The sequence below is a fragment of the Wocania ichthyoenteri Th78 genome (assembly GCF_000789235.1).
In the GTDB taxonomy this organism is placed as follows: domain Bacteria; phylum Bacteroidota; class Bacteroidia; order Flavobacteriales; family Flavobacteriaceae; genus Wocania_A; species Wocania_A ichthyoenteri.
On the sequence record NZ_KN525716.1, the window covers coordinates 2,722,933 to 2,748,292 of the forward strand.

24 protein-coding genes are annotated in these 25,360 nt (G+C 32.4%); 14 read left to right on the forward strand and 10 right to left on the reverse strand.

Annotated elements, in window-relative coordinates; all coding sequences use genetic code 11:
- Positions 1–19: 19 nt before the first annotated feature.
- The 3 genes from RG22_RS11810 to RG22_RS11820 form a co-directional block, all read right to left on the reverse strand.
- Complete coding sequence (locus RG22_RS11810) at positions 20–1,048, reverse strand: rod shape-determining protein (RefSeq protein WP_034043475.1); 1,029 nt, start codon at positions 1,046–1,048, stop codon at positions 20–22.
- 287 nt (positions 1,049–1,335) lie between these two features.
- Positions 1,336–2,868 (reverse strand): bifunctional phosphoribosylaminoimidazolecarboxamide formyltransferase/IMP cyclohydrolase, encoded by a 1,533-nt coding sequence (gene purH, locus RG22_RS11815; RefSeq protein ID WP_034043478.1) that lies wholly within the window; start codon positions 2,866–2,868, stop codon positions 1,336–1,338.
- A 259-nt stretch (positions 2,869–3,127) separates the two neighbouring features.
- A complete protein-coding gene (locus RG22_RS11820; protein WP_034043481.1) occupies positions 3,128–3,586 on the reverse strand; it encodes a GAF domain-containing protein in 459 nt (152 codons plus the stop codon).
- Between the two features lie 96 nt (positions 3,587–3,682).
- Here RG22_RS11820 and xrtF point away from each other — a divergent pair, with 96 nt between their 5' ends.
- The 9 genes from xrtF (at position 3,683) to RG22_RS11865 (ending at position 11,747) form a co-directional block, all read left to right on the forward strand.
- Positions 3,683–4,234 carry an exosortase family protein XrtF gene (gene xrtF / locus RG22_RS11825; RefSeq protein WP_052143721.1) on the forward strand — a complete coding sequence of 184 codons (552 nt, stop codon included), beginning with the start codon at positions 3,683–3,685 and terminating at the stop codon, positions 4,232–4,234.
- Complete coding sequence (locus RG22_RS11830; protein ID WP_034043483.1) at positions 4,227–4,655, forward strand: exosortase F system-associated membrane protein; 429 nt, start codon at positions 4,227–4,229, stop codon at positions 4,653–4,655. The genes xrtF and RG22_RS11830 overlap by 8 nt, the downstream gene beginning before the upstream one ends.
- A 57-nt stretch (positions 4,656–4,712) precedes the next feature.
- Positions 4,713–5,114 (forward strand): HYC_CC_PP family protein, encoded by a 402-nt coding sequence (locus RG22_RS11835; protein ID WP_052143722.1) that lies wholly within the window; start codon positions 4,713–4,715, stop codon positions 5,112–5,114.
- 70 nt (positions 5,115–5,184) lie between these two features.
- Positions 5,185–5,907 carry a heavy metal translocating P-type ATPase gene (locus RG22_RS11840; RefSeq protein ID WP_034043486.1) on the forward strand — a complete coding sequence of 241 codons (723 nt, stop codon included), beginning with the start codon at positions 5,185–5,187 and terminating at the stop codon, positions 5,905–5,907.
- Between the two features lie 7 nt (positions 5,908–5,914).
- The gene (locus tag RG22_RS11845) at positions 5,915–8,152 is read left to right on the forward strand and encodes a TonB-dependent receptor (protein ID WP_034043489.1); all 2,238 of its coding nucleotides are present in this window, start codon (positions 5,915–5,917) and stop codon (positions 8,150–8,152) included.
- Between the two features lie 115 nt (positions 8,153–8,267).
- Entirely contained in the window at positions 8,268–8,633 is a 366-nt protein-coding gene (locus tag RG22_RS11850) for a heavy-metal-associated domain-containing protein (protein WP_034046036.1), read from the forward strand.
- Positions 8,634–8,793: 160 nt separating this feature from the next.
- On the forward strand, positions 8,794–9,870 hold the full coding sequence (locus RG22_RS11855; protein ID WP_034043492.1) for a DUF418 domain-containing protein: 1,077 nt from the start codon (positions 8,794–8,796) through the stop codon (positions 9,868–9,870).
- A 394-nt stretch (positions 9,871–10,264) separates the two neighbouring features.
- Positions 10,265–10,699, forward strand: coding sequence for a carboxypeptidase-like regulatory domain-containing protein (locus tag RG22_RS11860; RefSeq protein ID WP_081997717.1), 435 nt, complete (start codon positions 10,265–10,267; stop codon positions 10,697–10,699).
- Between the two features lie 40 nt (positions 10,700–10,739).
- Positions 10,740–11,747, forward strand: a complete 1,008-nt coding sequence (locus RG22_RS11865; RefSeq protein WP_244462147.1) for a transglutaminase domain-containing protein — start codon at positions 10,740–10,742, stop codon at positions 11,745–11,747.
- 83 nt (positions 11,748–11,830) lie between these two features.
- Here the strand turns inward: RG22_RS11865 and groL are convergent, their stop codons facing one another.
- From groL to miaB, 7 genes are all read right to left on the reverse strand, one after another.
- Positions 11,831–13,462 (reverse strand): chaperonin GroEL, encoded by a 1,632-nt coding sequence (gene groL, locus RG22_RS11870; protein ID WP_034043501.1) that lies wholly within the window; start codon positions 13,460–13,462, stop codon positions 11,831–11,833.
- A gap of 103 nt (positions 13,463–13,565) precedes the next feature.
- Positions 13,566–13,841, reverse strand: a complete 276-nt coding sequence (locus tag RG22_RS11875) for a co-chaperone GroES (RefSeq protein ID WP_034043504.1) — start codon at positions 13,839–13,841, stop codon at positions 13,566–13,568.
- Between the two features lie 153 nt (positions 13,842–13,994).
- Positions 13,995–14,357, reverse strand: a complete 363-nt coding sequence (gene secG, locus RG22_RS11880; protein WP_034043506.1) for a preprotein translocase subunit SecG — start codon at positions 14,355–14,357, stop codon at positions 13,995–13,997.
- Between the two features lie 9 nt (positions 14,358–14,366).
- Positions 14,367–15,296, reverse strand: a complete 930-nt coding sequence (locus RG22_RS11885) for a hypothetical protein (protein WP_034043509.1) — start codon at positions 15,294–15,296, stop codon at positions 14,367–14,369.
- A gap of 57 nt (positions 15,297–15,353) precedes the next feature.
- A complete protein-coding gene (gene lptE / locus RG22_RS11890; RefSeq protein ID WP_034043512.1) occupies positions 15,354–15,860 on the reverse strand; it encodes an LPS assembly lipoprotein LptE in 507 nt (168 codons plus the stop codon).
- Positions 15,861–15,992: 132 nt separating this feature from the next.
- A complete protein-coding gene (locus RG22_RS11895; RefSeq protein WP_034046038.1) occupies positions 15,993–17,261 on the reverse strand; it encodes a sigma-54 interaction domain-containing protein in 1,269 nt (422 codons plus the stop codon).
- A gap of 45 nt (positions 17,262–17,306) precedes the next feature.
- On the reverse strand, positions 17,307–18,755 hold the full coding sequence (gene miaB, locus RG22_RS11900; RefSeq protein WP_034043515.1) for a tRNA (N6-isopentenyl adenosine(37)-C2)-methylthiotransferase MiaB: 1,449 nt from the start codon (positions 18,753–18,755) through the stop codon (positions 17,307–17,309).
- 224 nt (positions 18,756–18,979) lie between these two features.
- Between miaB and RG22_RS11905 the strand changes: the two genes are divergently transcribed.
- From RG22_RS11905 to RG22_RS11925, 5 genes are all read left to right on the forward strand, one after another.
- Positions 18,980–19,372, forward strand: coding sequence for a hypothetical protein (locus tag RG22_RS11905; protein ID WP_034043518.1), 393 nt, complete (start codon positions 18,980–18,982; stop codon positions 19,370–19,372).
- A gap of 18 nt (positions 19,373–19,390) precedes the next feature.
- The gene (locus tag RG22_RS11910) at positions 19,391–20,626 is read left to right on the forward strand and encodes an LVIVD repeat-containing protein (protein WP_034043521.1); all 1,236 of its coding nucleotides are present in this window, start codon (positions 19,391–19,393) and stop codon (positions 20,624–20,626) included.
- 127 nt (positions 20,627–20,753) lie between these two features.
- Positions 20,754–21,536: a hypothetical protein gene (locus RG22_RS11915; RefSeq protein WP_034043524.1), complete on the forward strand. Its 783-nt coding sequence runs from the start codon at positions 20,754–20,756 to the stop codon at positions 21,534–21,536.
- A 137-nt stretch (positions 21,537–21,673) separates the two neighbouring features.
- Positions 21,674–24,178, forward strand: coding sequence for a type I DNA topoisomerase (topA, locus tag RG22_RS11920; RefSeq protein WP_034043528.1), 2,505 nt, complete (start codon positions 21,674–21,676; stop codon positions 24,176–24,178).
- Between the two features lie 3 nt (positions 24,179–24,181).
- Positions 24,182–25,348: a formimidoylglutamase gene (locus tag RG22_RS11925; RefSeq protein WP_034043531.1), complete on the forward strand. Its 1,167-nt coding sequence runs from the start codon at positions 24,182–24,184 to the stop codon at positions 25,346–25,348.
- Positions 25,349–25,360 lie beyond the last annotated feature (12 nt).

A 25,360-nucleotide genomic window follows, 5' to 3' on the forward strand; every position in this document is an offset into this window, starting at 1 on the left:
TAGGGACTGTTTTATGCTTTTATTTAATCAATACACTTTTGTATTTAGGTAAGTTTTTAAGTGTTATACCAGTTCCTCTAACTACAGCACGTAATGGATCTTCGGCAATATAAACAGGAAGATCTGTTTTTTGCGATAAACGTTTATCTAAGCCACGTAACATCGAGCCTCCACCAGCTAAATAAATACCAGTATTGTAAATATCGGCAGCTAATTCTGGAGGTGTTTGAGATAAGGTTTCCATAACTGCATCTTCAATACGTAAAATAGATTTATCTAAAGCTTTGGCAATTTCTCTAAAAGAAATTTGCACTTGCTTAGGTTTACCTGTTAACAAGTCACGCCCTTGAACACTCATGTCTTCTGGAGGTAATTCCAAGTCTTCAGTAGCAGCACCAATTTGTATTTTTATTTTTTCAGCAGTACGTTCACCAACATATAAATTGTGTTGTGTACGCATATAATAAACAATATCGTTTGTAAATACATCACCAGCAATCTTAACCGATTTATCGCAAACAATACCTCCTAAAGCAATCACCGCAATTTCGGTAGTACCACCACCAATATCAACAATCATATTTCCTTTAGGTTGCATAATATCTACGCCAATACCAATAGCCGCAGCCATAGGTTCATGTATTAAATATACTTCTTTTCCATTAACACGTTCTGCACTTTCTTTTACTGCACGCATTTCTACTTCGGTAATTCCAGACGGAATACAAATAACCATACGTAATGCTGGTGTAAAAAATTTTTTCTTTAATGCTGGTATGTTCTTAATAAACATACTTATCATTTGCTCAGAAGCATCAAAATCCGCAATAACACCATCTTTTAGCGGGCGAATAGTTTTTATGTTTTCATGCGTTTTACCTTGCATTAAACTGGCTTGTTGACCAACTGCAATTATTTTTCCAGTAATTCTATCGCGAGCAACTATCGATGGTGCATCAACAACAACTTTGTCGTTATGTATAATAAGTGTATTTGCAGTACCTAAATCTATTGCAATCTCTTCGGTTAGGAAGTCAAAAAAGCCCATGTGCTATAAGTCGTTTTTAAAGGGTTGTTAACTAATCTTGTAAATGTAATAAAAGTAAATAAATATATAAGTTATATGCTGCTCAAAATTCGATTTAACAATACAGATTACTTCTTATACGCTTTTCATCGATTTTTAGACTATAATTTTTTGGACGTTACCACAGCCCTTCAGCTGCGCTCAAGGTAAGTGGTCGGGCTTTCCGCTATATTTTTTGCAAAAAAGCAAAAGGATGCCGCATCAATCCCTAACCGCTTATCTACTAAAATTCAACGGTATTAAAAAGATTAGTGTTTAAAATGGCGTGTACCAGTCATAACCATTGCTACATTATTGTCATTGCAATAATCAATACTTAATTGATCTTTTATAGAGCCTCCTGGTTGAATAACTGCACTAATCCCTGCATTTTTAGCAATTTCCACACAATCTGGAAACGGAAAAAAAGCATCACTCGCCATGGCTGCGCCATTCAAATCAAAATTAAAAGATTGCGCTTTGTGTATCGCTTGTTGTAAAGCATCAACACGACTGGTTTGTCCTGTGCCACTAGCACAAAGTTGTTTGTTTTTTGCTAAAACAATCGTATTTGATTTGGTGTGTTTACAAATTTTTGATGCAAATATTAAGTCATCAATTTCACTTGCGGTAGGTGCGGTGTTTGTAACTTTTTTTAAGTCTTCAGCCTTGTCTGTAATATTGTTCCTGTCTTGTACTAAAACACCATTTAAGCAACTTCTTACATTTGTTTTAGGCATGTCAACATCATGAATTTCTAGTAAAATTCTATTCTTTTTACCTTTTAAAATATCTAAAGCTTCAGCAGCAAAAGAAGGCGCAATAACGACTTCACAAAATAATTTATGAATTTCTTCTGCAGTTGCTAAATCAATTTCAGTATTACTAATTAAAACACCACCAAAAGCAGAAACAGGATCACCGGCTAGGGCATCAATATAAGCTTGGTGTAAGCTGTTGCGTTGTGCTAAACCACAAGCATTATTATGTTTTAAAATAGCAAAAGTAGGTGCGTCGTTTTTAAATTCTAACATTAAATTAACTGCAGCATCAACATCTAAAAGATTGTTGTAGCTTAATTCTTTACCATGGAGTTTTGTAAATAATTCATCAAAATTCCCAAAGAAAAACCCTTTTTGGTGTGGGTTTTCTCCATAACGTAAAACTTTTCCTTTAGTTTCACTAATTTTTAAAGCCGCTTCATCATGGTTTTTATTAAAGTAATTAAAAATAGCAGTATCATAATGTGATGATACATTAAATGCTTTTCCAGCAAAACGTTTTCTGTTTTCTTCAGAAATACTGCCGTTGTTTTCAGAAATCAACTCTAAAAACTCCGCGTAATCATCAACTGATGATACACAAATAACATCAGCATAATTTTTAGCAGCAGCACGAATTAATGAAATACCACCAATATCAATTTTTTCAATAATATCTTGTTCGCTTGCACCCGAAGCAACTGTTTTTTCAAACGGATATAAATCCACAATAACCACATCTATTTGCGGAATGTTATATTCAGCTAATTCTGCAATATCACCATCATGATTTTGACGATTTAAAATACCACCAAAAACTTTTGGGTGTAACGTTTTTACACGACCACCAAGAATGGAAGGGTAAGATGTAACATCCTCAACCGGAACAACTTTAATGCCTAAATCGTTAATAAATTTTTCTGTGCCACCAGTAGAATATATTGTAACGCCTTGTTCATTTAGTTTTTTAACAATTGGTGCTAATCCATCTTTACTAAATACCGAAATTAGTGCAGATTTAATCGTTTTTTTGTTGCTCATTTTTGTTGTGTTGTGTTAAATTCTCGTTTTTACGGGAATGATAGTTTTATGGTTTTTCAACGTAATGTATTGAAAGGTTGTTTTCAAAATGCAAAAGTAATTATTTCAACTAAAAAATAAGGGTGATAAAATTAAAAAAGCGTGGCTTTTTTTAACTAAATAGAGAAGTTGTTAACAGTTGTGTCAAATTCCAAAAAAAAATAAATTACAAGTTTTAAGCATGAGTATGTTTTGAAACTTATTGTTTGGTTTTTGGGATTCATTTAAGTATCGAAGAAATTTGAGAGCAAACAAACTCCAAAAACCGTTCGTCTTTTTTAGTAAAAGGGTCTGGTGTATTGGAGTCGATATCAATCTGTCCAATATTTTTTCCATTCACAAAGATGGGCACCACAATTTCTGCCTTTACGGTAATACTGCAAGCAATGTAATTATCTTGAGCTGCCACATCGGGCACCACAAAATTCTCATTACTAACCGCTACTTGTCCGCAAATGCCTTTTCCAAATGGGATTATAATATGGTCGGTTGGTTCGCCAACATAAGGCCCTAAATGCAATTCTTTTTTATCGCCATTTACAAAATAAAAACCAACCCAATTATAGTAATCAATATGCGATTCTAATAATTGACAAACAGATAATAAACGTTCATCTGTTGTTTTTGTAGTGTCAGAAACAATAGTTTCTACTTGTTGTTTTAGCAATTCAAAAAGCATAAATTCAAAAGTTTTGGTAAAAGTATTTAAAAAGATGTAAATTCGATATTTAGTTTAGAAAATTTTTAAGCTCCAAATTATTTAAAAGCGCTTTTTTTGAAGGAACTCTTTATTAAATATAAGACAGTTGTAAAATTTATACTTACATTTTTATTAGTGTATGTATTGTTTTCAGGGTTGTATCATTTTTATTTAGAGGTTTCTGAAGGCTTAAAATACTATCCAGATTATTTAACCCATTTGGTTGCAAAACAAACCGAGACTTTGCTAAACACTTTTGGGTATAATACACAAATTTTACCACACCCAGACGAACCTTCTATGAAAGTAATTGTAAACGGCAACTATTTAGCAAGAGTTATTGAAGGATGCAATGCGGTAAGCGTTATTATACTATTTATGGCGTTTATTATCGCTTTTTCTGGCAAACTAAAAACCACCTTGTTTTTTATACTTTCAGGTAGTGTATTAATTTATGCGGTAAATTTATTTCGGATTGCTATTTTATGCATGGCGCTTTATAACTATCCAGAATACGAAAGTGTTTTGCATGGTGTTGTTTTTCCAGCTATTATTTATGGAATGGTTTTTTTGTTATGGTTTTTTTGGGTGAATCGTTTTTCAAGCTTAAAAAAGAAGCATGAGTAAATTAGTTAAATACGGATTGCTTTTTGTAGGTTTCGGGTTATTAATTTTAATTCGTTGGTTTGAAAATGACTTATTTTATGACCCGTATTTAGTTTTTTTTAAAAACGATTATTTATATGCCGATAGTCCAAATGTTGAAGTTTTCAAGGTTACAGCATTCACCATTTTACGATATGCTTTAAATACCGTTATTTCATTAGTTATTCTATTTGTGTTTTTTACGGATAAAAGTATTATCAAATTTTCTGTATTAATCTATATGATTGCTTTTGTTTTATTGATACTTGGCTACTTATATTTTGTTTTAAACCCTCAACAAGAAACGTATTATATTTTTTTTAATGTGCGTCGATTTTTAATTCAACCTATAATTTTAATTCTACTATTGCCAGCGTTTTATTATCATAGGCTAAAAAATTAACTGTTAATCATTTTATAAAATAGGAAGAATGATTTTAAGTTTTTGTATTTTTGCCTTGTGATAAAACAGTTTTTACATAAAAGCTTTTCAACATTGCTAGCATTTTTGGTGCTATTCTCAACAGTATCTTTTACTATTGAAAAGCATTTTTGTGGTGATGTTTTAGTTGATGTTTCTATGTTTACTGAAGCTGAAAAATGTGAAATGGAAGCTTTAGAAATCCAGCAAAAAAAGACCTGCTGTAAAGATGAGTTACAAGTTGTTCAAGGTCAAGATGAACTAAAATTCTCATCGTTTGACGATTTAGAATTTGAGCAACAACAATTTTTAGCATCATTTGCATATTCATATACCAATCTCTTTAAAACATTAGAAAAAGAGATTATTCCTCATAAAGATTATTCGCCACCAAATCTGGTCACGGATATACAAGTACTTAATGATACTTTCTTAATTTGATTTTTTAAATGATTATCATTTCCGCTTTAGCGAAAATTTAAAATTATTTATTTAAATCAAATACAAAATCATGATACATACATATTCAGTTACAGGAATGACCTGTAATGGTTGCAAGGCTTCGGTTGAAGATAAACTGAATGCATTAAAGCATGTTGTTAAAGCTTCAGTAAATATTGAAAAAAGTGAAGCGACTATCGAAATGTCCCAGCATATTTCAACAGCATCTTTACAGGAGACTCTATCTAATAAATATACAATTTCAGAAAAAAAAGAAAGAAATGTTTTTGAATCTTCAGCAGTACAAGAAGAACAAAAAAACGATTTACAACAACTTTTTCCGTTGTTTTTAATCTTTGCTTTTATAATAGGCGCATCGACCTTATTGAATTATAAACCTTGGAACACCAATGGATTTATGCTCGATTTTATGGGTTTATTCTACATTGTTTTTAGCTTCTTTAAGCTTTTAGACTTAAAAGGATTCCCTGAATCTTTTAAAATGTACGATCCAGTGGCAAAGTTAATTTCTGTTTATGGATGGTTTTATCCATTTATAGAATTAGCATTAGGGTTACTTTTTTTAATGCGCATTCAAATTCCAATAGCATTAATTATCACTTTAGTCATTTTAGGAATTACTACTATTGGCGTTACCAAAACGCTTTTAGATAAAAAAGCGATTCAGTGTGCATGCCTCGGAACCGCTTTAAAATTACCAATGACCAAAGCTACATTTATAGAAAACAGCATCATGATTATTATGGCTGTTATCATGTTATTAAAAACCTAAATTAAAAATGAAAAATTTAATATATATAATATTAATGCTTCCCCTAATAAGTGTTTCGCAAGACAAAATAAGCGGAATGATTATGGAAGCAAACGATAAAAATGAGCATATAGGATTAGCTGGCGCTAATGTATATTGGTTCGATACTTCGGTTGGAGTAGTCACAGACATTGATGGAAAATTCACCATTCCATATAAAAAGGAATATACTAAACTGGTGATAAGTTATGTTGGTTTTAAAACCGATACGATAACTATAAATGAGCCAAAAATGGTACATCATTGGTTACGGTCAACAGATAATTTGGATGCTATAACGATAACTTCGAGAAAGCAAGCAACAGCAAAATCGTATTTGCAAGCTACTAATACGTTTATTGTTAGTAGTGACGAATTACTTAAAGCAGCGTGTTGTAACTTGTCAGAAAGTTTTGAAACTAACCCATCTATCGATGTTAATTTTGCCGATGCCGTTACTGGTACGCGACAAATAAAGATGTTGGGATTAACGAGTCCGTATATTTTAATTGCTACTGAAAATATTCCATCCATTCGTGGTGCATCTCAAGCTTTTGGGATGAGTTTTATACCAGGGACTTGGGTAGAAAGCATTCAAATTACCAAAGGTGCAGGAAGTGTGGTTAATGGTTTTGAAAGTATTGCAGGGCAAATAAATGCAGAATTGGTTAAGCCAACTAAAGACGATAAGTTGTTTGTAAATGCTTATGCCAATGCAAATGGACGATTAGAATTAAACACACATTTAAACACGGCAGTAAACGATAAATGGAGTACAGGCTTGTATTTACATGGTAATCTTAGAGAAGCAAAACACGATAAGAATAACGATACGTTTTTAGATATGCCTTTGCAAGAGCAGGTTAATTTGATGAATCGTTGGCAATATACAGATGGTGAAAATGGCTTTGTAACTTTTGTGAACTTAAAGTTTTTAAATGATGAAAAGCAAACAGGTCAAGTAAATTTTAACCCTAAAACCGATAAAGGAACAACTAATGCCTGGGGAAGTGAAATTGATACGCAACGTTACGAAGTATCAGCTAAATTAGGATATGTAAATCCCGAAATTCCTTGGCAAAGTATTGGTGTGCAAACGGCTTTTAGTAGCCATAAACAAGAATCGTATTTTGGTTTAAATCAATACGACATTACTCATAATAGTCTATATGCCAATGCCATTTATAATTCTATTATTAGTGATTCTAGGCACAAAATTAAAACAGGAATTAGTTATACTTACGATCATTATGATGAGTTTGTAAATACAGATGATTACGAAAGAACCGAACGTTCAGTTGGTGCTTTTTTCGAGTATAATTTTGATAACCTCGATAAGCTAAATTTAACTGCTGGAGTTAGAATAGATAATCATAATTTAATGGGAACTTTTGTTACGCCTCGTGTTCATGCACGATACACGCCTTGGGAAAAATCGGCGTTACGGGCATCATTCGGAAGAGGAAAACGAAGTGCTAATATTTTTGCCGAAAACCAAAGTATATTCTCAACATCAAGAGCTATTAATATATTAAGCACCAATGGAAATATTTATGGATTAGATCCAGAAATAGCATGGAATTACGGCGTATCTTTTTTACAAGGATTTAATCTTTTTGGAAGAAAAGCAGATCTTACTTTAGATTATTACAGAACCGATTTTAAAAATCAAGTGGTAGTAGATTTTGAAAACCCACAAGAAGTAAGTTTCTATAATTTAGAAGGCGATAGTTATGCAAATAGTTTTCAAATTGAATTAAATTATAATGTATTCGAGCATTTCGATTTACGAATGGCTTATAAATATTACGATGTTAAAACCGATTATAATTCAGGGAAACTAGAAAAACCATTAGTGCCAACAAATCGTTTATTTGCCAATGCATCTTATGAAACGCATCAGCAAGAAAATGGAGCGCAATGGAAGTTTGATGCTACATTTAATTGGTTGGGCGAACAACGCTATTCATCAACAGATGGTAATCCTACTCAATATCAATTGCCAGAAAACACACCAACACTTGGTACTTTAAATGCGCAGATAACCAAAGTGTTTTCTCCAAAATTTGAAGTATATTTAGGAGGTGAAAACATAACAAATGTAAAACAAGATAATCCCATTTTAGGAGCAAATGATCCTTTTGGTTCAAATTTTGATACTACCTTTGTATATGGCCCAATTTTTGGAGCTAGTTATTATGCTGGATTACGATTTAAAATAAAATAAATGCGTCATGCTGAGCGCAGTCGAAGTATGATAATCTTTTGAATTGTAACTTAAATTAAACAGATTACCACAACTTTTTAAAAGTTTTGCAATGACAAAAACAAAAACAAGAACAATGAAAAAAATAATGATTTTAGCATTAATGCTAATAGGAACAACAACTTTCGCACAAAACAAAAACCAAAAAGCATCCATGGAAGTCGATGGTGTTTGTATGATGTGTAAAAACCGTATAGAAAAAGCCTGCTTAACATCAAAAGGTGTAAAGTCGGCTATTTGGGATGTTAAAACTCACGAATTAAAACTGATTTATGATGCACGTAAAACGGATTTAAAAGCCATACAAAAAACAATAGCAGACGTTGGTCACGATACCAAAGAATTGAAAGCCACAGATGAGGCTTATGCTTCAGTACATCCGTGTTGTAAATATCGTGATGATGATGTGAAAGCAGACCATAAGGATGAAGGTGGTAATTAGAAAAAATTCTCTTTAAATAATATAAAGTCCAAAGTTAATTGCTTTGGACTTTTTGTTTTGGATACTTGACTTTGCGAGAAAAAAAATATAGATTCGTTTAATATTATAAAACATTGAAACGATTTCATATCAAGTCGTTGAGCTCAATTTAAGAAAAACTGTGAAAGAGAGAATAATTGGAATTGACATTGCAAGAGCTTTGGCAGTTATCGGAATGATAATCGTTAATTTTAAAGTCGCACTTGGTGAAAATGGCTTGGAATGGGTTAAGTTGTTCGCAAGTATTTTTGATGGAAAAGCAGCAGCAACGTTTGTGGTTTTAGCAGGAGTTGGACTTGCTTTAATGACCAATTCCGCATTACAGAATAATGACAGCCAAAAATTAAAAAGTGTTCGAAAACGAATTTTAAAGAGAGCTTTATTTCTTTTCATTGTTGGACTTTCATATATAGTGATTTGGCCAGCAGACATTTTACATTTTTACGGTATTTATATGCTTGTTATTCTACTTTTACTATCATGTAATGAAAAAATAATTTTAATTTCAGGAATTACATTAACACTTCTTTATCCATTACTCATCAGCTTTTGGGATTATGAAACTGGTTGGAATTTCAAAACGTTAGCATATCTCGATTTTTGGACGTTAAATGGATTTTTTAGAAATCTGTTTTTTAACGGTTTTCATCCGGTAATTCCTTGGACTTCTTTTATGCTTGTCGGTTTTTGGTTTGGTAAACAAGATTTGAAAAACGAACAATTTATCAAAAAAGCCTTTTGGATTAGTTTAATAGTCTTTATTGTAATCCAAATTTTATCAAATTTGGTCATTTCATTTTTATCAGAAGGAAGCCAGCAAACTACAAGTGAATTGACGGAAATAATCGGGACAAACCCAATGCCACCTTTGCCAATTTATATGTTTAACGGAATAGCAATTTCCATATCAATAATATCAGCTTGTATCGTAATCGGAAAAAAGTTTCCTACGAGCATAATAACACTAGCATTAAATAAAACAGGGCAATTAGCGCTAACCTTTTATGTTGCACACGTTATTATTGGTATGGGAATTATTGAGGCAGTAAATCCAGGTAAAATGGGGAATTATCCAATAGAATTTTCAGTAGCTTACGCTTTAGGGTTTAGTCTGATATGCATACTATTTGCCGTTTACTGGTTGAAAAATAGAGTTTCTGGGCCAATAGAATGGATAATGAAAAAAATAATTGGATAGAAAAACTGGGTAAAACAATATTATGTACAATTTAGTAGTAAATTAAGTTTTCTGACTCGTATCAAAGTACATGTTTAACCGAAAACTTAGTACTCCATAATTGCTTGCTTTTTATATTTACCGTTAAGAACGTTTTAAATAGTAATTTATACTTCATTCATAAACCACTGAATTTTAAACAAGTAATTGTTCTTCATTCTAAAATTTAGTATCTTCACTCATTCAAATCGCTTACTCACTCAATATTACTTTTATATTAATGTGTCTCATGATAGATTTGATGAAAACAAAATATTTAGAATTATGAAATGAGCCATAAATATTAAGTTGATACTAACGAATATACTTATTGGCTAATTGCATTTGACCTAATTACAAAAATAAAAATAGACAGATGAAAACACAATTAAAATTCACGAAGAAAAAAGCCCTAAGCATTTTTGGTTATTTCACAATCTTAATGATTGCTACACTAATGTTTAATCCTATTTACGGACAAACTAAAAAAACGACTTCAATCGAAGTTTCTCAAAACGAGAGAATAGTTAAAGGTATTGTCACAAATGATGAAGGTCCAGTAGAGAGCGCTAGCATCACATTAAAAGGCTCTAAAACAGGAACAGTTTCTAACAGTAAAGGCGAGTTTACATTTCCAAAACCATTAAAAACGGGAGATGTTTTACTTATTAATTATTTGGGTTACGAAACAGTAGAAGTAAAAATTAAAGAAGATACGACCTTTATTCAACAGATGTTAAGTGAAGATTTAATAGAGTTTGTTGGTGCTTTAAATACCAATAAAATTTATAAATCTAAACGCTCTAATTGATAATTACGATTTCATAGCCAGCCTTGTTTAAATGAATATAATGCGCTACTTATTTTTATTCATTTTTGTATTCCAATCTCATGCCCAAATATCTGATTTTAATACTATCGATTTTAAAAAAGCAGATAGAATGGCGTTGGAATACAAAAATGAAAGGCTTGATAATTTACCCGAACTAGCTTATAAACTTACTTCGAGTTTAACTACAGATGTTGAACGTTTCAGAGCTGTTTTTACCTGGGTTTGTAGTAACATTGCTAATGACTATGGCATGTATTCAAAAAACATGCGAAAACGACAACGCTTTAAAAACGATAGTGTTAGACTCGAAAACTGGAACACCCAATTTAGAAAAGCAACACTTAAAAAACTCCTAAAAAATAATAGAACCATTTGTACGGGTTATGCTTATCTTTTAAAAGAGCTTGCAAATTTAGCTAATATAGAATGTGAAATGGTGCATGGTTTTGCAAAAATGAGTACTATAAATATTGAAACGCTTGATACACCAAACCACTCTTGGAATGCGGTTAAATTAAACGATAAATGGTATCTCTGCGACCCAACTTGGGCAAGTGGTATTCCTAATCCTTCAACCTTGCAATTTGAATTTCAATATAACGACGGGTTCTTCTTAGCTAACCCAGAACTCTTTGTTGTTAACCATTTTCCTGTTGAAGAAAAATGGTTGCTTTTAGATGTTGGTAAAGATTCTTCATTTAAAGCATTTATTGAATCACCTATAATATATGGTCAAGCTTATGCAAATCTGAACAATCATATTGAGCCAAAAAAAATGCATAATACGATTCAAAAAAATGAAGTAGTTACTTTTAAATATCAACTTATTAAATCTGTTAATACAGAAGACATAAGTCTTTTAATTGACAGTGGTAGTAATAGTAAAAAAGTACATCCAGGATTAATTTCAACTAAAAATCAATTTTTAACAGTTGAATATAAATTTGAACATAGAGGTTTTTATGATGTCCATTTTTTTATTGGAACAGATTTAATTTCTACTTACACATTTAAAGTAAAAAGCTAAAACGTAATAAACTTCATAAAAAAATGCTTCTCCTGATAACTATCTAGAGAAGCATTCTATAATTTATCTATGGCGATTCGCCATTACATCATCCCTGGCATACCGCCACCTCCCATTGGAGGCATTGCAGGAGCATCTTCTTTAATATCGATTAAAGCACACTCGGTAGTAAGAATCATTCCAGCAACCGATGCTGCGTTTTCTAATGCGATACGCGTTACTTTTTTAGGGTCGATAATACCAGCTTTTAGCATATCTACATATTCTTCTGATTTAGCATCATAACCAAAATCTTTTTTACCTTCTAAAACTTTAGAGATAACAACACTACCTTCTCCACCTGCATTTTCAACAATGGTACGTAAAGGCGCTTCGATAGCACGAGCTACAATTTGAATACCAGTAACTTCGTCAAGGTTTTCTGTAGTAATTTTTTCTAAAACAGATTTTGCTCTAACTAGTGCTACACCGCCTCCGGCAACAATGCCTTCTTCAACAGCTGCTCTTGTGGCATGTAAAGCATCATCGACACGATCTTTCTTTTCTTTCATTTCTACTTCACTAGCAGCACCAACGTAAAGTACAGCAACTCCGCCAGCTAATTTAGCTAAACGTTCTTGCAATTTTTCTTTATCGTAATCGCTAGTCGTTGTTTCAATTTGAGCTTTAATTTGGTTTACTCTTGCTTTAATATCTTTAGCATTTCCAGAACCATTTACAATGGTAGTATTGTCTTTATCAACAGTTACTGTTTCTGCAGTACCTAACATGCTTAAATCTGCATTTTCTAAAGTAAATCCTCTTTCTTCAGAAATTACAGTTCCGCCAGTTAAAATGGCAATATCTTCTAACATCGCTTTACGTCTATCTCCAAAACCTGGAGCTTTAACTGCAGCAATTTTAAGTCCGCCACGTAATTTGTTAACTACTAATGTCGCTAAGGCTTGTCCGTCTACATCTTCTGCAATAATTAATAATGGACGACCAGATTGAGCAACTGGCTCTAATATTGGAAGGATTTCTTGTAAGTTCGAAATCTTTTTATCGAATAATAAAATGTACGGATTCTCTAAATCAGCAATCATTTTATCGGCATCAGTTACAAAGTAAGGAGATAAGTAGCCTCTATCGAATTGCATTCCTTCAACAACATCAACGTATGTTTCCATACCTTTAGCTTCTTCAACAGTAATAACACCTTCTTTACCAACTTTACCAAAAGCAGTAGCAATTAACTCACCAATGGTATCATCATTGTTAGCAGAAATGGCAGCTACTTGTTTTATTTTTTCAGAAGAATTACCAACTTGTTTAGCTTGTTTTTCTAAATCTTTAGTAATAGCTGTAACTGCTTTGTCGATACCACGTTTTAAATCCATAGGATTCGCGCCAGAAGCAACATTTTTTAAACCTTCTTTAACGATAGCTTGAGCTAAAACGGTAGCGGTTGTTGTACCATCACCAGCTAAATCGTTGGTTTTACTAGCAACTTCTTTTACCATTTGCGCACCCATGTTTTCGTGTGCGTTTTCTAATTCAATTTCTTTTGCTACGGTAACACCATCTTTTGTTACTTGAGGGGCTCCGAATGATTTACTAATGATAACGTTACGTCCTTTAGGACCTAATGTTACTTTTACTGCATTTGCTAATGCATCAACACCACGTTTTAAACCGTCGCGTGCGTCAATATCAAATTTTATATCTTTTGCCATAATATGTGTTGTTTTTTATTCCCGAGAAAGGCGGGAAACTGTTTAATGAAAATTTAGTTTGGTTTGATGAGATTTCCACGAAGGCGGAAATGAAAAATAGCAATTATACAATCGCTAGTATATCGCTTTCACGCATAATTAAATAATCTTTACCTTCAAGTTTAAGCTCTGTTCCTGCATATTTACCATACAAAACAGTATCGCCAACTTTTACGGTAATAGGTTCATCTTTAGTGCCTTTTCCAGCAGCAACAACTTTACCTTTTTGTGGTTTTTCTTTAGCGTTATCTGGAATAATAATTCCTGAAGCTGTCTTTGTTTCAGCAGCAGCAGGTTCTATAACAACTCTGTCTGCTAATGGTTTAATGTTTAAGCCCATTTGTGATTTTATTTTTTTAAATTAATTAAATTATGTTTAACGCTTAAGCGTTATGCTAAAAATGTGCCAATACCTTTTAACTGACAAACTTGCAGGAATAAAAAATGCCAACTGGTTGAGCTGGCATTTTTTGTTTCTTTAATTATGATTTATTTAGTTTCCTGTTGAATCAGCAGGAATAGCTGTGTCATTTGTTGTTGTAGGTAGTGGTGTTGCCGCTGGCAAAGGTTGAGTTGTTGTGGCATCAGGATCTAATGCTTTAGATTCTATGCTGTCTCCACCTCGGTTAATGGCTACATTAGATAATAATATTAAAACTAATAGTAATGTTGCTAGAGTCCATGTGCTTTTGTCTAAAAAGTCAGTTGTCTTTTTCACACCGCCTAATTGTTGTGTTCCACCGCCACCAAAAGAAGACGATAATCCACCACCTTTTGGATTTTGCACCATAATTACTACGATTAGTAAAAATGCTACGACTACGATTAATGCTAAAAATATTGTAAACGTACTCATTATTATTCTTTAATTATTTTGTTCTTGTAATTGTTCTACTGCCTTAATTTGGTTTGCAAAGAAACTACTTTTTTCTGGATATTTCAAACTTAAAATTTTATAAGATTGAATTGCTTTTTTGTAGTTTTTTTGTTCTACATAAATACGTGCTAAAGTCTCGGTCATTAAAGCTTCGGGTTGTATCATTTGAGCTTTAGCAAGATTGCCTTTAGATGTTAAGGTTTTAGACGGATTTATTTTTGGATTTTGAGTGATGAACTTGTCTATTAATTCAAATTTTTTAGCCTTTTCAGTTTTCTCAGAAACTATTTTTTCTACTTTTATAGGCGTAGTATTTTCTCTTTTAATAGGCTTGAAACGGGTGAGCTTTAACCATTCGTTAAACGAGTGGTTTTCTCTTTTGTCAAATTGAAGTGGTTTGCCTAAGTTAAGAATATCTTTTACTGATGCTTCTTGTGTTTTAGTATCTTCAGTTATGTTTTCAATACGTTTAGATTCGTCTAAAACAAAAGCCTTTTTAGGGCGCTCTTCTATAGGTTGAAATAAAGCGGGGTCTAAAACACCATCTGTTTCTTTAATTTGTTGTTTTAGTGCATCATCAATAGCTACGCTTTTATTTATAGAAATATCTTCAACCGTAACATCAATATCTTTTAAATGTGCGGTATTTTGTTTAATGAATTGTGAGATTTCATTTTGAATAAAATCTTCAGATGTTATAAAGTCAAATAAAATACTTCTATCGGCTGTATAGGCTGCGGTAGTTTTAAGTTCTCGATTGTATTTAAAACTACTTTGGTCTTTTAAGCCTTTAAGGTACACTGCGCGTGCCGATTGAAAATATGGAAACTCATCAATAATAGATTTTACAGCCTCGGTTTGCTCATGTGTTATGGCTTGAGGGTTTTGAAGTATATATGTGTAATCTGTACTATTCATTATTGGCTAAGCCAAATTTAATTATTTTTTAATAACTGGTAGCTGAGGCTCTCGAAGCTACCATTTTGCTAAAGTAGCATTAATAATATCTTGTGTTAAGCGTTCAAAAATTTCTTCGTGGGCTGTTGCTTTTTGTGAGCCAACAAGTTGTGCGCTACCAGGGTAATCATAAAAAAACGAAAAGCTTTTTCCTTCTTCATTGTCCTCTTCATTATTTTTATTGTAAAAACTAATTTTTACGCCTATAGTTAATCTATTTTGTGCAGCCTTATTATCTGATGTTGCTGTGGTTGGAGAAACTCTATAAGTTGTAATTTCGCCTTCGTAAACCAAATCTGCGTTTGAAGTTACTAAGCTATAATTAGTTTGATCTAATATTAAATCTTGTAGCGCATTTTGAAAATCACGCTCTAAACCAGGCTCTACCAAAAGTGAGTTGTTTTCAAAACGATTAACTTGAAATGTTTCAGCTTTTATTGAGCTAGGTTGCGTAAATCCATATATACCGCACGACTGAAATGTTACAATCGTTAGTAATAAAAAGATGTATTTTATATATTTCATTTTATAAGATTGATGTTTTTAAGGCATTTCGACTGCGCTCAATGTGACAGTGTGGATTATTTTTATAACGATGACTTTTTTATATTGTTGTAATTTATGGCTGCCTACTGAAAACTGCGACTGCCAACTCATTTAAAGATCATATTGTTTAATTTTTCTATATAAAGTGCGCTCGCTTATGCCTAATTCGGCTGCTGCTAATTTACGTTTTCCTTGGTGACGTTCAAGCGATTTTTTTATTAATTCTAATTCTTTGTCGTGTAACGATAAGGTTTCCTCTTCTTCAATCTCTTCGGCAAAGTGGTATTTATCTTGTGTGTTTATGTTTTCATCATGCGATTTAGAATGATCTGGAATAGATATAACTTCAGAATCTGTTAAAGCCTCTTCGTAATCTGTTTCGGTGTCATCATCATCACCATAAATTTTTTGAATTAAACTCCCATGGTCTTTTTCAACATCTTTAACGTTTCCGTTTTTCATGAGCTCCATAGTAAGTTTTTTCAAATCATTTAAATCACTTTTCATATCGAAAAGGACTTTATACAATATTTCTCGCTCGCTACTAAAATCGCTTTCAGCTTTCGAAGTTTTTATAATCGCAGGTAAATTGCTACCTGATGTTGGTAAATAGCCTCTTAAGGTGTCTGCAGAAATAGTTCTGTTTTGTTCTAAAACCGAAACTTGTTCAGCTATGTTTCGTAACTGACGAATATTACCATTCCAACGATGCTTTTGCAGTACTTGTATAGCGTTATCGGTTAACTTAACCGTTGGCATTTTGTATTTTAAAGCAAAATCGCTAGCGAATTTTCTGAATAATAAATGGATGTCTTCTTGACGTTCGCGTAGTGGTGGTAAATGAATATCTACAGTGCTTAATCTGTAATATAAATCTTCACGAAATTTTTCTTTGTTAATAGCTTCAAACATATTAGCATTAGTTGCTGCTACAATACGTACATCGGTTTTTTGTACTTTACTAGAACCTACTTTTATAAACTCACCATTTTCTAAAACACGTAATAAGCGTACTTGTGTAGTTAATGGTAATTCGCCAACTTCATCTAAAAAAATGGTACCACCGTCTGCCACCTCGAAATATCCGGAACGTGTTTGTGTTGCACCTGTAAAAGCACCTTTTTCGTGTCCGAATAATTCACTGTCAATGGTACCTTCCGGAATGGCTCCACAGTTTACTGCAATATATTTATTATGCTTTCTATGTGATAATTGATGTATTATTTTAGGAATACTTTCTTTACCAACACCAGATTCTCCAGTAACCAAAACCGAAATATCTGTTGGTGCCACTTGAATCGCTTTTTCGATAGCGCGATTTAGTGTAATTGTATTACCAATAATTCCAAATCGTTGTTTTATAGCTTGAACTGATTCCATATTTTGTCTTTCCTGCGTAGGCAGGAATCTCATTTTTTATTGTTATTAATTATTCTCACTCAAACCTAAAGCTTCCCCAATCAATGTTGCACTCGTACAGTCCGTAACTTTTACATTTATAAAATCACCAACTTTAAATTCTTCTTTTGGAAAAACACACACAATATTTTGAGGCGTACGACCAGACCATTGTAAATTAGATTTTTTTGATTCTTTTTCAATCAACACTTCTACCGTTGAGTTTAGCCATTCTTTAGTTTTAATTTCGCTGTGAATTCTCTGTAAATCAACAATGTCTTGTAATCTTCGTTTTTTAGTTTCTTCAGGAACATCATCTTCCATATTTCTGCCAGCCATAGTTCCTGGCCGCTCAGAATATTTATACATATATCCAAAGTTATACTTTACGTATTCCATTAACGAAATGGTATCTTGAAAATCGTTTTCAGTTTCTGTTGGAAAACCAACAATCATATCTTGACTAATAGCGCAATTTGGAATTATTTGACGAATGTTATCAATTAACTTCATGTATTCCTTACGTGTATGTAAGCGATTCATAGCTTTTAAAATACGATTACTTCCGCTTTGTACAGGTAGGTGAATGTGATTACAGATATTATTGTATTTCGCCATAGTTTCAACAACATCTAAAGTTAAATCTTGTGGATTTGAAGTTGAAAAACGAATACGCATTTTAGGTTGTGTTTTAGCACATAATTCTAATAAATTTGAAAAGTTTACCGAAGTTGCTTTTTGAATATCGCTGGCTTTTTCAAAATCTTTTTTGAGTCCGCCACCATACCAAAGGTAGCTATCTACATTTTGCCCGAGTAAGGTGATTTCTTTATAACCTCTGTTCCATAAATCGTTAATTTCTTCAATAATACTTTGTGGGTCACGACTGCGTTCACGACCACGAGTAAAAGGGACTACGCAAAACGTACACATATTATCGCAACCTCGTGTAATCGACACAAAAGCGGTTACGCCATTACTATTTAAACGTACAGGTGATACATCACCATAAGTTTCTTCTTTTGAAAGAATCACGTTAATAGCGTCTCTACCTTCATCAACTTCGGCTAAAAGGTTAGGTAAATCTTTATATGCATCAGGGCCAACTACTAAATCGACTATTTTTTCCTCTTCAAGAAATTTAGTTTTTAAACGTTCTGCCATACAACCTAAAACGCCTACTTTCATTTTAGGGTTATGATCGCGTTTTACGGCATTATATTTTTCTAAACGTTTGCGTACGGTTTGTTCTGCTTTATCTCGAATGGAACAGGTATTTACTAAAACTAAGTCGGCTTCTTCTAATTTTTGAGTGGTGTTAAATCCTTCATTGGTTAAAATAGAGGCTACAATTTCGCTATCGCTAAAATTCATAGCACACCCATAACTTTCAATAAAAAGCTTGCGTGAATTTTCTTTTTTATGTTCTAAAACTAAGGATTGTCCTTGTTTGTTTTCGTCTATATTTTTTTCCATAGTATACTGAAACCAATAGCAGTCAATAAGTATGCAAAGATACAATTAATTTATGTTTTAGTGACAAAGTGGCAGATTGATTTTATTTCAATTTATAAAAGTTTATCAGATTTATATACGCAACCAAAACGTATTTTAAGCATCTAATTAAAAACTAAACTCTTAAAGATATGCTAAAGCTTACCAAAAACATTTTTTTCGTTATTCTAGTCGTTATGTGTTTTATGAATACACAATGTGAAGATGATAAGGATGATTTTTTTATTAGTGAATGTGATTTTGAAACCATCATAAATAAATCTAAATACGACAATTTAGAAACTGCAAATTTTGAATTCGTTAAGACCGAAATAATAGATGATTGCTTACATATTGAAATAAGCGCTTCTGGTTGCAATGGCGATAGTTGGGAGTTTTATTTGTTTGATTCTAGTGCTATAGCAGAGTCGTCTCCAGAACAGCGTTACTTAAAACTTCAATTAATTAATAATGAAGCCTGTTTAGCTGTTTTTAAGAAAACTGTTTCTTTTGATTTAACACCATTACAAATTAATGGAAGTAAAGAAATTATACTAAATCTTGAAGGCTTAGAATCTTCATTGAATTATAAATATTAAAATTTAAAAAGAATCGCCATGAAATTAAAATTCCTTTTTCTAATTTTTATTAGCATGATATCTTGCGATAAAGACGATATAGATTACGAGTTTGTAACTGTAGCAACACCAGAATTAATGAGTAAAGCTGTTTTTAGAAATTCTGTTGAGGTAGTTGTGCCAAAAAATATTGAGCAAGCTGGTAAAATTTATACTTATAGTAATTATATTTTTGTAAGTGATGTAAACAAAGGCATTCATATTATTGATAACACAAACCCTAAATCACCAAAACCAATTAAGTATATTGTAATTCCTGGGAATGAAGATATTTCAGTAAGAGATAATTTTTTATATGCCGATAGTGCTACAGATTTGTTAGTTTTTGATATTTCTGATATCAATGCAGTACATTTAGTAGAGCGATTAGAGGGTGTTTTTAATATTTATAATTATCAAATTCCTATTGAAGCTCAAGCAGTGGATTATAGTAATTTTGATTATGAAAACCATATTATTGTGGGTTGGACAACCAAATTAGAACGTCGTAAAGTTGTTGATGAATCAAGTATTGATATTGTTTTTAACGATACTGCATTAAATTCTGGTGCCAGCGAATCTGTAACGGGGCAAGGCGGCTCTTTAGCGCGTTTTCAAATCGTTAACAATTATTTGTATACGGTTGGTAATTACGAAATGACAATCTTTAATATTGAAAACCTATCATCTCCAAATTTAGTTGCTAAGCAAAATGCTGGATGGAATATAGAAACAATGTTTCAAGCCGATGATTATTTGTATTTAGGTAGTACTAATGGTATGTATATTTATAGTTTAGCAAACCCAGCAGCGCCAGAGTATGTTTCAGATTTCACACATTGGGAAGGTTGTGACCCTGTTGTAGTTGATGGCGATTATGCATATTTAACGTTACGTGGGGGGAATTTATGCGGACAAGACGAAAGTGTTTTAGAGGTTATAGATATTAGTGATAAAACAAACCCAACTCTGGCAGCAAGATATGTGCTAGAAAACCCGTACGGTTTAGGTATAAAAAGCAATATGCTTTTTGTTTGTGATGGTACTGCAGGTTTAAAACTGTTTGATAAAACAAACCCATTAAATATTAGTGTTAAGAAAGTTTATAAAAATATTCAAGCAACTGATGTTATTCCGTTAGAAAATAATTTGATAATGATAGGAGGTAAAACATTATATCAATACGAATACGGTAATAACGAAGTGAAATTAATAAGCGCTTTTTCTTTGAATTAATATGAGAAAAAATAGAACAAAAAAATCCTGCTTTAATGTAGGGTTTTTTATTTATACCTAATAATTTCTTGTTAAATCTGTTAGAAAGTATTTACTTTGAAAACATATACTAACCAAAACTAAAAATATGAATACCATTACTGGTTTATTAGAAAAGATAGAACGCGCTAAGGAATTAGATTTCGGAACCATCTTTAGCGAATCTATAGAATTGTTTAAAAAGACTTGGTTGCAAGGGTTCTTACTTCAATTATTTACAATGATAGTTATGCTACCATTAATTATTGTTTTATACGTTCCAATGATAGGAATGGTAATTGCACAACAAGAAAGTGGATATGCCGACTCTGAAGCGTTTAATGGCTTTTTTGCTGGCATGTCTATCATGTATATACTTTTTGTTATTGTTGGCGTTTTTGTTTTAGGAGCTATTTCTGTAGCATTAAATGCTGGATTTTTTAGAATGATGAAAAAGTTAGATTACAACGAACAAGTTGCTACCTCAGATTTCTTTTATTTCGTAAAAGGGAAATATTTAAGTAAAACCTTTATGTTAATGTTGGTGTCTATTTTAATAGCAATACCAGCTGCCTTGTTATGTTATATCCCTTTAATTTACGCCATTGTTCCATTATCTTATTTCGGATTAATGTTTGCTTTTAATCCAGAGTTTAGCGTAGGCGAAATTGTAAAATCTAGTTTTAAATTAGGGAATAAAAAATGGTTAATTTCTTTTGGATTAATAATAGTTTCATCATTATTAGCTCAAATAGTTGGAATGTTAATGTGTTTCATCGGTGTTTTATTTACAGCAACTTTTGTATATCATCCAACCTATTTAATTTATAAAAAAGTTATAGGTTTTGATGAAACCAGTGCTATTGAAGAAATAGGAACTACGGTCGAATAAAGTTTTAAAGAATTATAAAAAGCCTGCACTTTTGCTTAAAAATGCAGGCTTTTTTTATTAAATAATTCACAGATTATCCATAAAAAGTTACAGATAAACTTTTTTTCATATACATTTGTAGCTTCAAAAAATCAAGTATGGCGAAGAATTTAGTGATTGTAGAGTCACCTGCTAAGGCAAAAACTATTGAAAAATTTTTAGGAAAGGATTTTAAAGTAGAATCTAGCTTTGGGCATATTTCCGATTTACCTTCAAAGGAATTGGGTGTAAATGTTGATGGTGATTTTAAACCGAAATATGAAGTTTCTAAAGACAAAAAAGCAGTTGTAAAAAAGCTTAAAGACTTAGCTAAAAAAGCAGAAATGGTTTGGTTAGCAAGTGATGAGGATCGAGAGGGGGAAGCTATTGCATGGCATTTAGCCGAAGCTTTAAAGTTGGATAAAGACAAAACGAAACGTATTGTTTTTCACGAAATTACTAAAAGCGCTATTCAAAAAGCTATTGAAAATCCAAGAGGTATAGATTATGATTTAGTTGATGCACAACAAGCACGTCGTGTATTAGATAGAATTGTAGGTTACGAATTATCACCAGTACTTTGGCGAAAAGTTAAAGGCGGTTTATCGGCAGGTCGTGTGCAATCAGTTTCAGTACGATTAATCGTTGAAAAAGAAAGAGAAATTCAAGGGTTTGCACCCGTGGCATCTTATAGAATTGATGCCGAATTTTCAAACGAAGACGGACAAACATTTAAAGCAAAATTACCTAAGAATTTTTCTACTAAAGTAGAAGCTCAAAAATTCTTAGAACAAAATATTTCAGCAGATTTTAAAGTAGCAGATTTACAAAAAAAACCTGCAAAAAAATCGCCAGCTGCGCCATTTACAACTTCAACATTACAACAAGAGGCATCACGTAAATTGTATTTTTCGGTAAGTAAAACCATGACGATGGCACAACGCCTTTACGAAGCAGGTTTAATTACTTATATGAGAACCGATAGTGTAAATTTATCTGATGAAGCACGAAAAGGCGCAGAAGCAGAAATTAAAGCGGCATTTGGTAACGAATATAGTAAACCAAGAAACTATAAAGGAAAAGCAAAAGGAGCACAAGAGGCGCATGAGGCTATCCGACCAACCAATTTTGCGACACATTCTGTCAATATAGATTACGATCAAGCTAGACTGTACGATTTAATTTGGAAACGTTCAATCGCCTCGCAAATGAGCGAAGCAGAGTTAGAGCGTACCAATGTTAAAATTAGTGCTTCAACACATAAAGAAACGTTTACAGCAAACGGAGAAGTTATTACTTTTGATGGTTTTTTGAAAGTATATTTAGAAGGAACTGATGACGAGGATGTTGAGCAAGAAGGTATGTTGCCAGCAATGAAAACTAACGAAACTTTACTTAATAATTACATTACAGCAACCGAACGATATACACGTCCGCCAGCAAGATATACCGAAGCTTCTTTGGTTAAAAAATTAGAAGAATTAGGTATTGGCCGTCCGTCAACTTATGCACCAACTATTTCAACTATTCAAAATAGAAATTACGTCGAAAAAGGTACTGTTGAAGGCGAGGAGCGAAACTATTCGCAACTTACTTTACAAAGCGGGGCTGTAAAAGATAAAACCTTAACCGAGAAAGTAGGGTCAGATAAAGGTAAACTCGTTCCAACAGATATAGGAATGATTGTAACCGATTTTTTAGTCAATCATTTTGAAAGCATTTTAGATTATAATTTCACAGCAAAAGTTGAAGAAGATTTCGATGATATAGCAGACGGTAAAGAAGATTGGATACAAATGATGAAATCGTTTTATAAAGATTTTCATCCACAAGTGATTGATGTTCAGGAAAATGCCGAAAGAGAATCTGGAGAGCGTATTTTAGGTAAAGACCCAGAAACAGGAAAGCAAGTTAGTGTGCGTTTAGGTAAGTTTGGACCCATGGTGCAAATAGGTACGGTTGACGATGAAGAAAAACCACAATTTGCAAGCTTAAGTCCAGACCAACAATTAAACTCGATTACCTACGAGGAAGCTATGGATTTATTTCAGCTTCCAAAAAACTTAGGTGTTTACGAAGGAGAAGAAATTTTAGTGAATAACGGACGTTTTGGACCTTACGTGAAATTTGGAGATTCATTTGTATCGCTACCAAAAGGTGTAGATCCTTTAAGTGTAGAATTGGATGAAGCTATTGTTTTAATTAAAGAAAAACAAAAAGCCGATGCACCTATATATATGTATAAAGATTTACCAGTGCAAAAAGGCAAAGGGCGTTTTGGACCATTTATAAAATGGAACAATATGTTTATTAATGTGAATAAAAAATACGATTGGGATAATTTATCTGATGAAGACATTGTTGAATTGATTGAAACAAAAATTCAAAAAGAGATAGACAAAGTTATCCATAATTGGGAAGATGAAGGCATTCGTGTAGAAAAGGCCCGTTGGGGAAGACACAATGTTGTAAAAGGAAAAATAAAAGTAGAATTAGCTAAAACGATAGACGTTACGGATATGACATTAGAAGAAGCTAAAGCGCTTATTGAAGCTAAAACACCAAAGAAAAAAGCAACTAAAAAGAAACCAGCTAAGAAAAAAACAACTGCAAAAAAGAAATAATTTATGAACTTTAACTTTCTCTCTCCTGTTTCAGATTTGGTGTTGGCACATAATGAGTTGCTTTCATCGCAGGCTTTAGGGCGAAAACTTAGAATTCATTCCAATCAAAATGGTATCCCAGATTTAGAAGGTGTTAATATTGCTATTTTGGGTGTTTTAGAAAACAGAAACGATGTTAATTATATAGGAGAAGAGTTTCAGCTTAATGAAATTAGAAAATCACTTTATGCACTTTTTCCAGGTAGTTGGAATACTACAGTTGCAGATTTAGGCAATATTAATAAAGGCGAAAGTGTAGAGGATACTTATTTTGCTTTAAAAGAAGCCATTACCATATTAGTTAAAAAAAATATTATACCACTTATTTTAGGTGGCTCACAAGATTTAACCTATGCGAATTATAGAGCTTATGATGCTTTAATACCCATGGTTAATATTGTAAATGTAGATAGCAAATTCGATTTAGGAGATTCTGCAAAACCCATAAAGAATAATAGCTTTGTTGGGAAAATTATTTTAGATGAGCCTTATAATCTATTTAATTACGCAACTATAGGTTATCAAACGTATTTTAATTCGCAAGAAGAAATAGATTTAATGGATAAGCTCTATTTTGAATCTTACAGGTTGGGGCAAGTTTCAAAAGATATAACCATTGTTGAACCTGTTTTACGAGATGCCAATATTGTAAGTATCGATTTAAGTTCGGTAAAAGCATCAGCACTTAGTTTAAATCAAAAGTATTCACCCAATGGTTTAGATGGAAAAGAAATTTGTGCCATAGCGCGTTATGCAGGGATAAGTAATAAGGTGTCTTCGTTTGGAATTTACGAGTATAAACCATCCAAGGATGATGAAATTACATCGATGCTAATCGCTCAAATGATTTGGTATTTTATTGAAGGTGTAAATTTTAGAGTAAAAGATGATGATTTTTTAGATGAAAAAAACTATCAAAAATTCATTACTTTAGTAGACGACCAAGAATTGATATTTTACAAGAGTATAAAAACAGGTAGATGGTGGATTGAGATTCCTTTTTTGTCAGAAGTCAATAATAAATTAAAAAGGCATACGTTATTACCTTGCATGCATCAAGATTATTTAGATGCCTGTAAAAATAAGATACCAGATCGTTGGTATAAAGCATTTCAAAAGAATTGTGTCTAATATGCAAAGCAT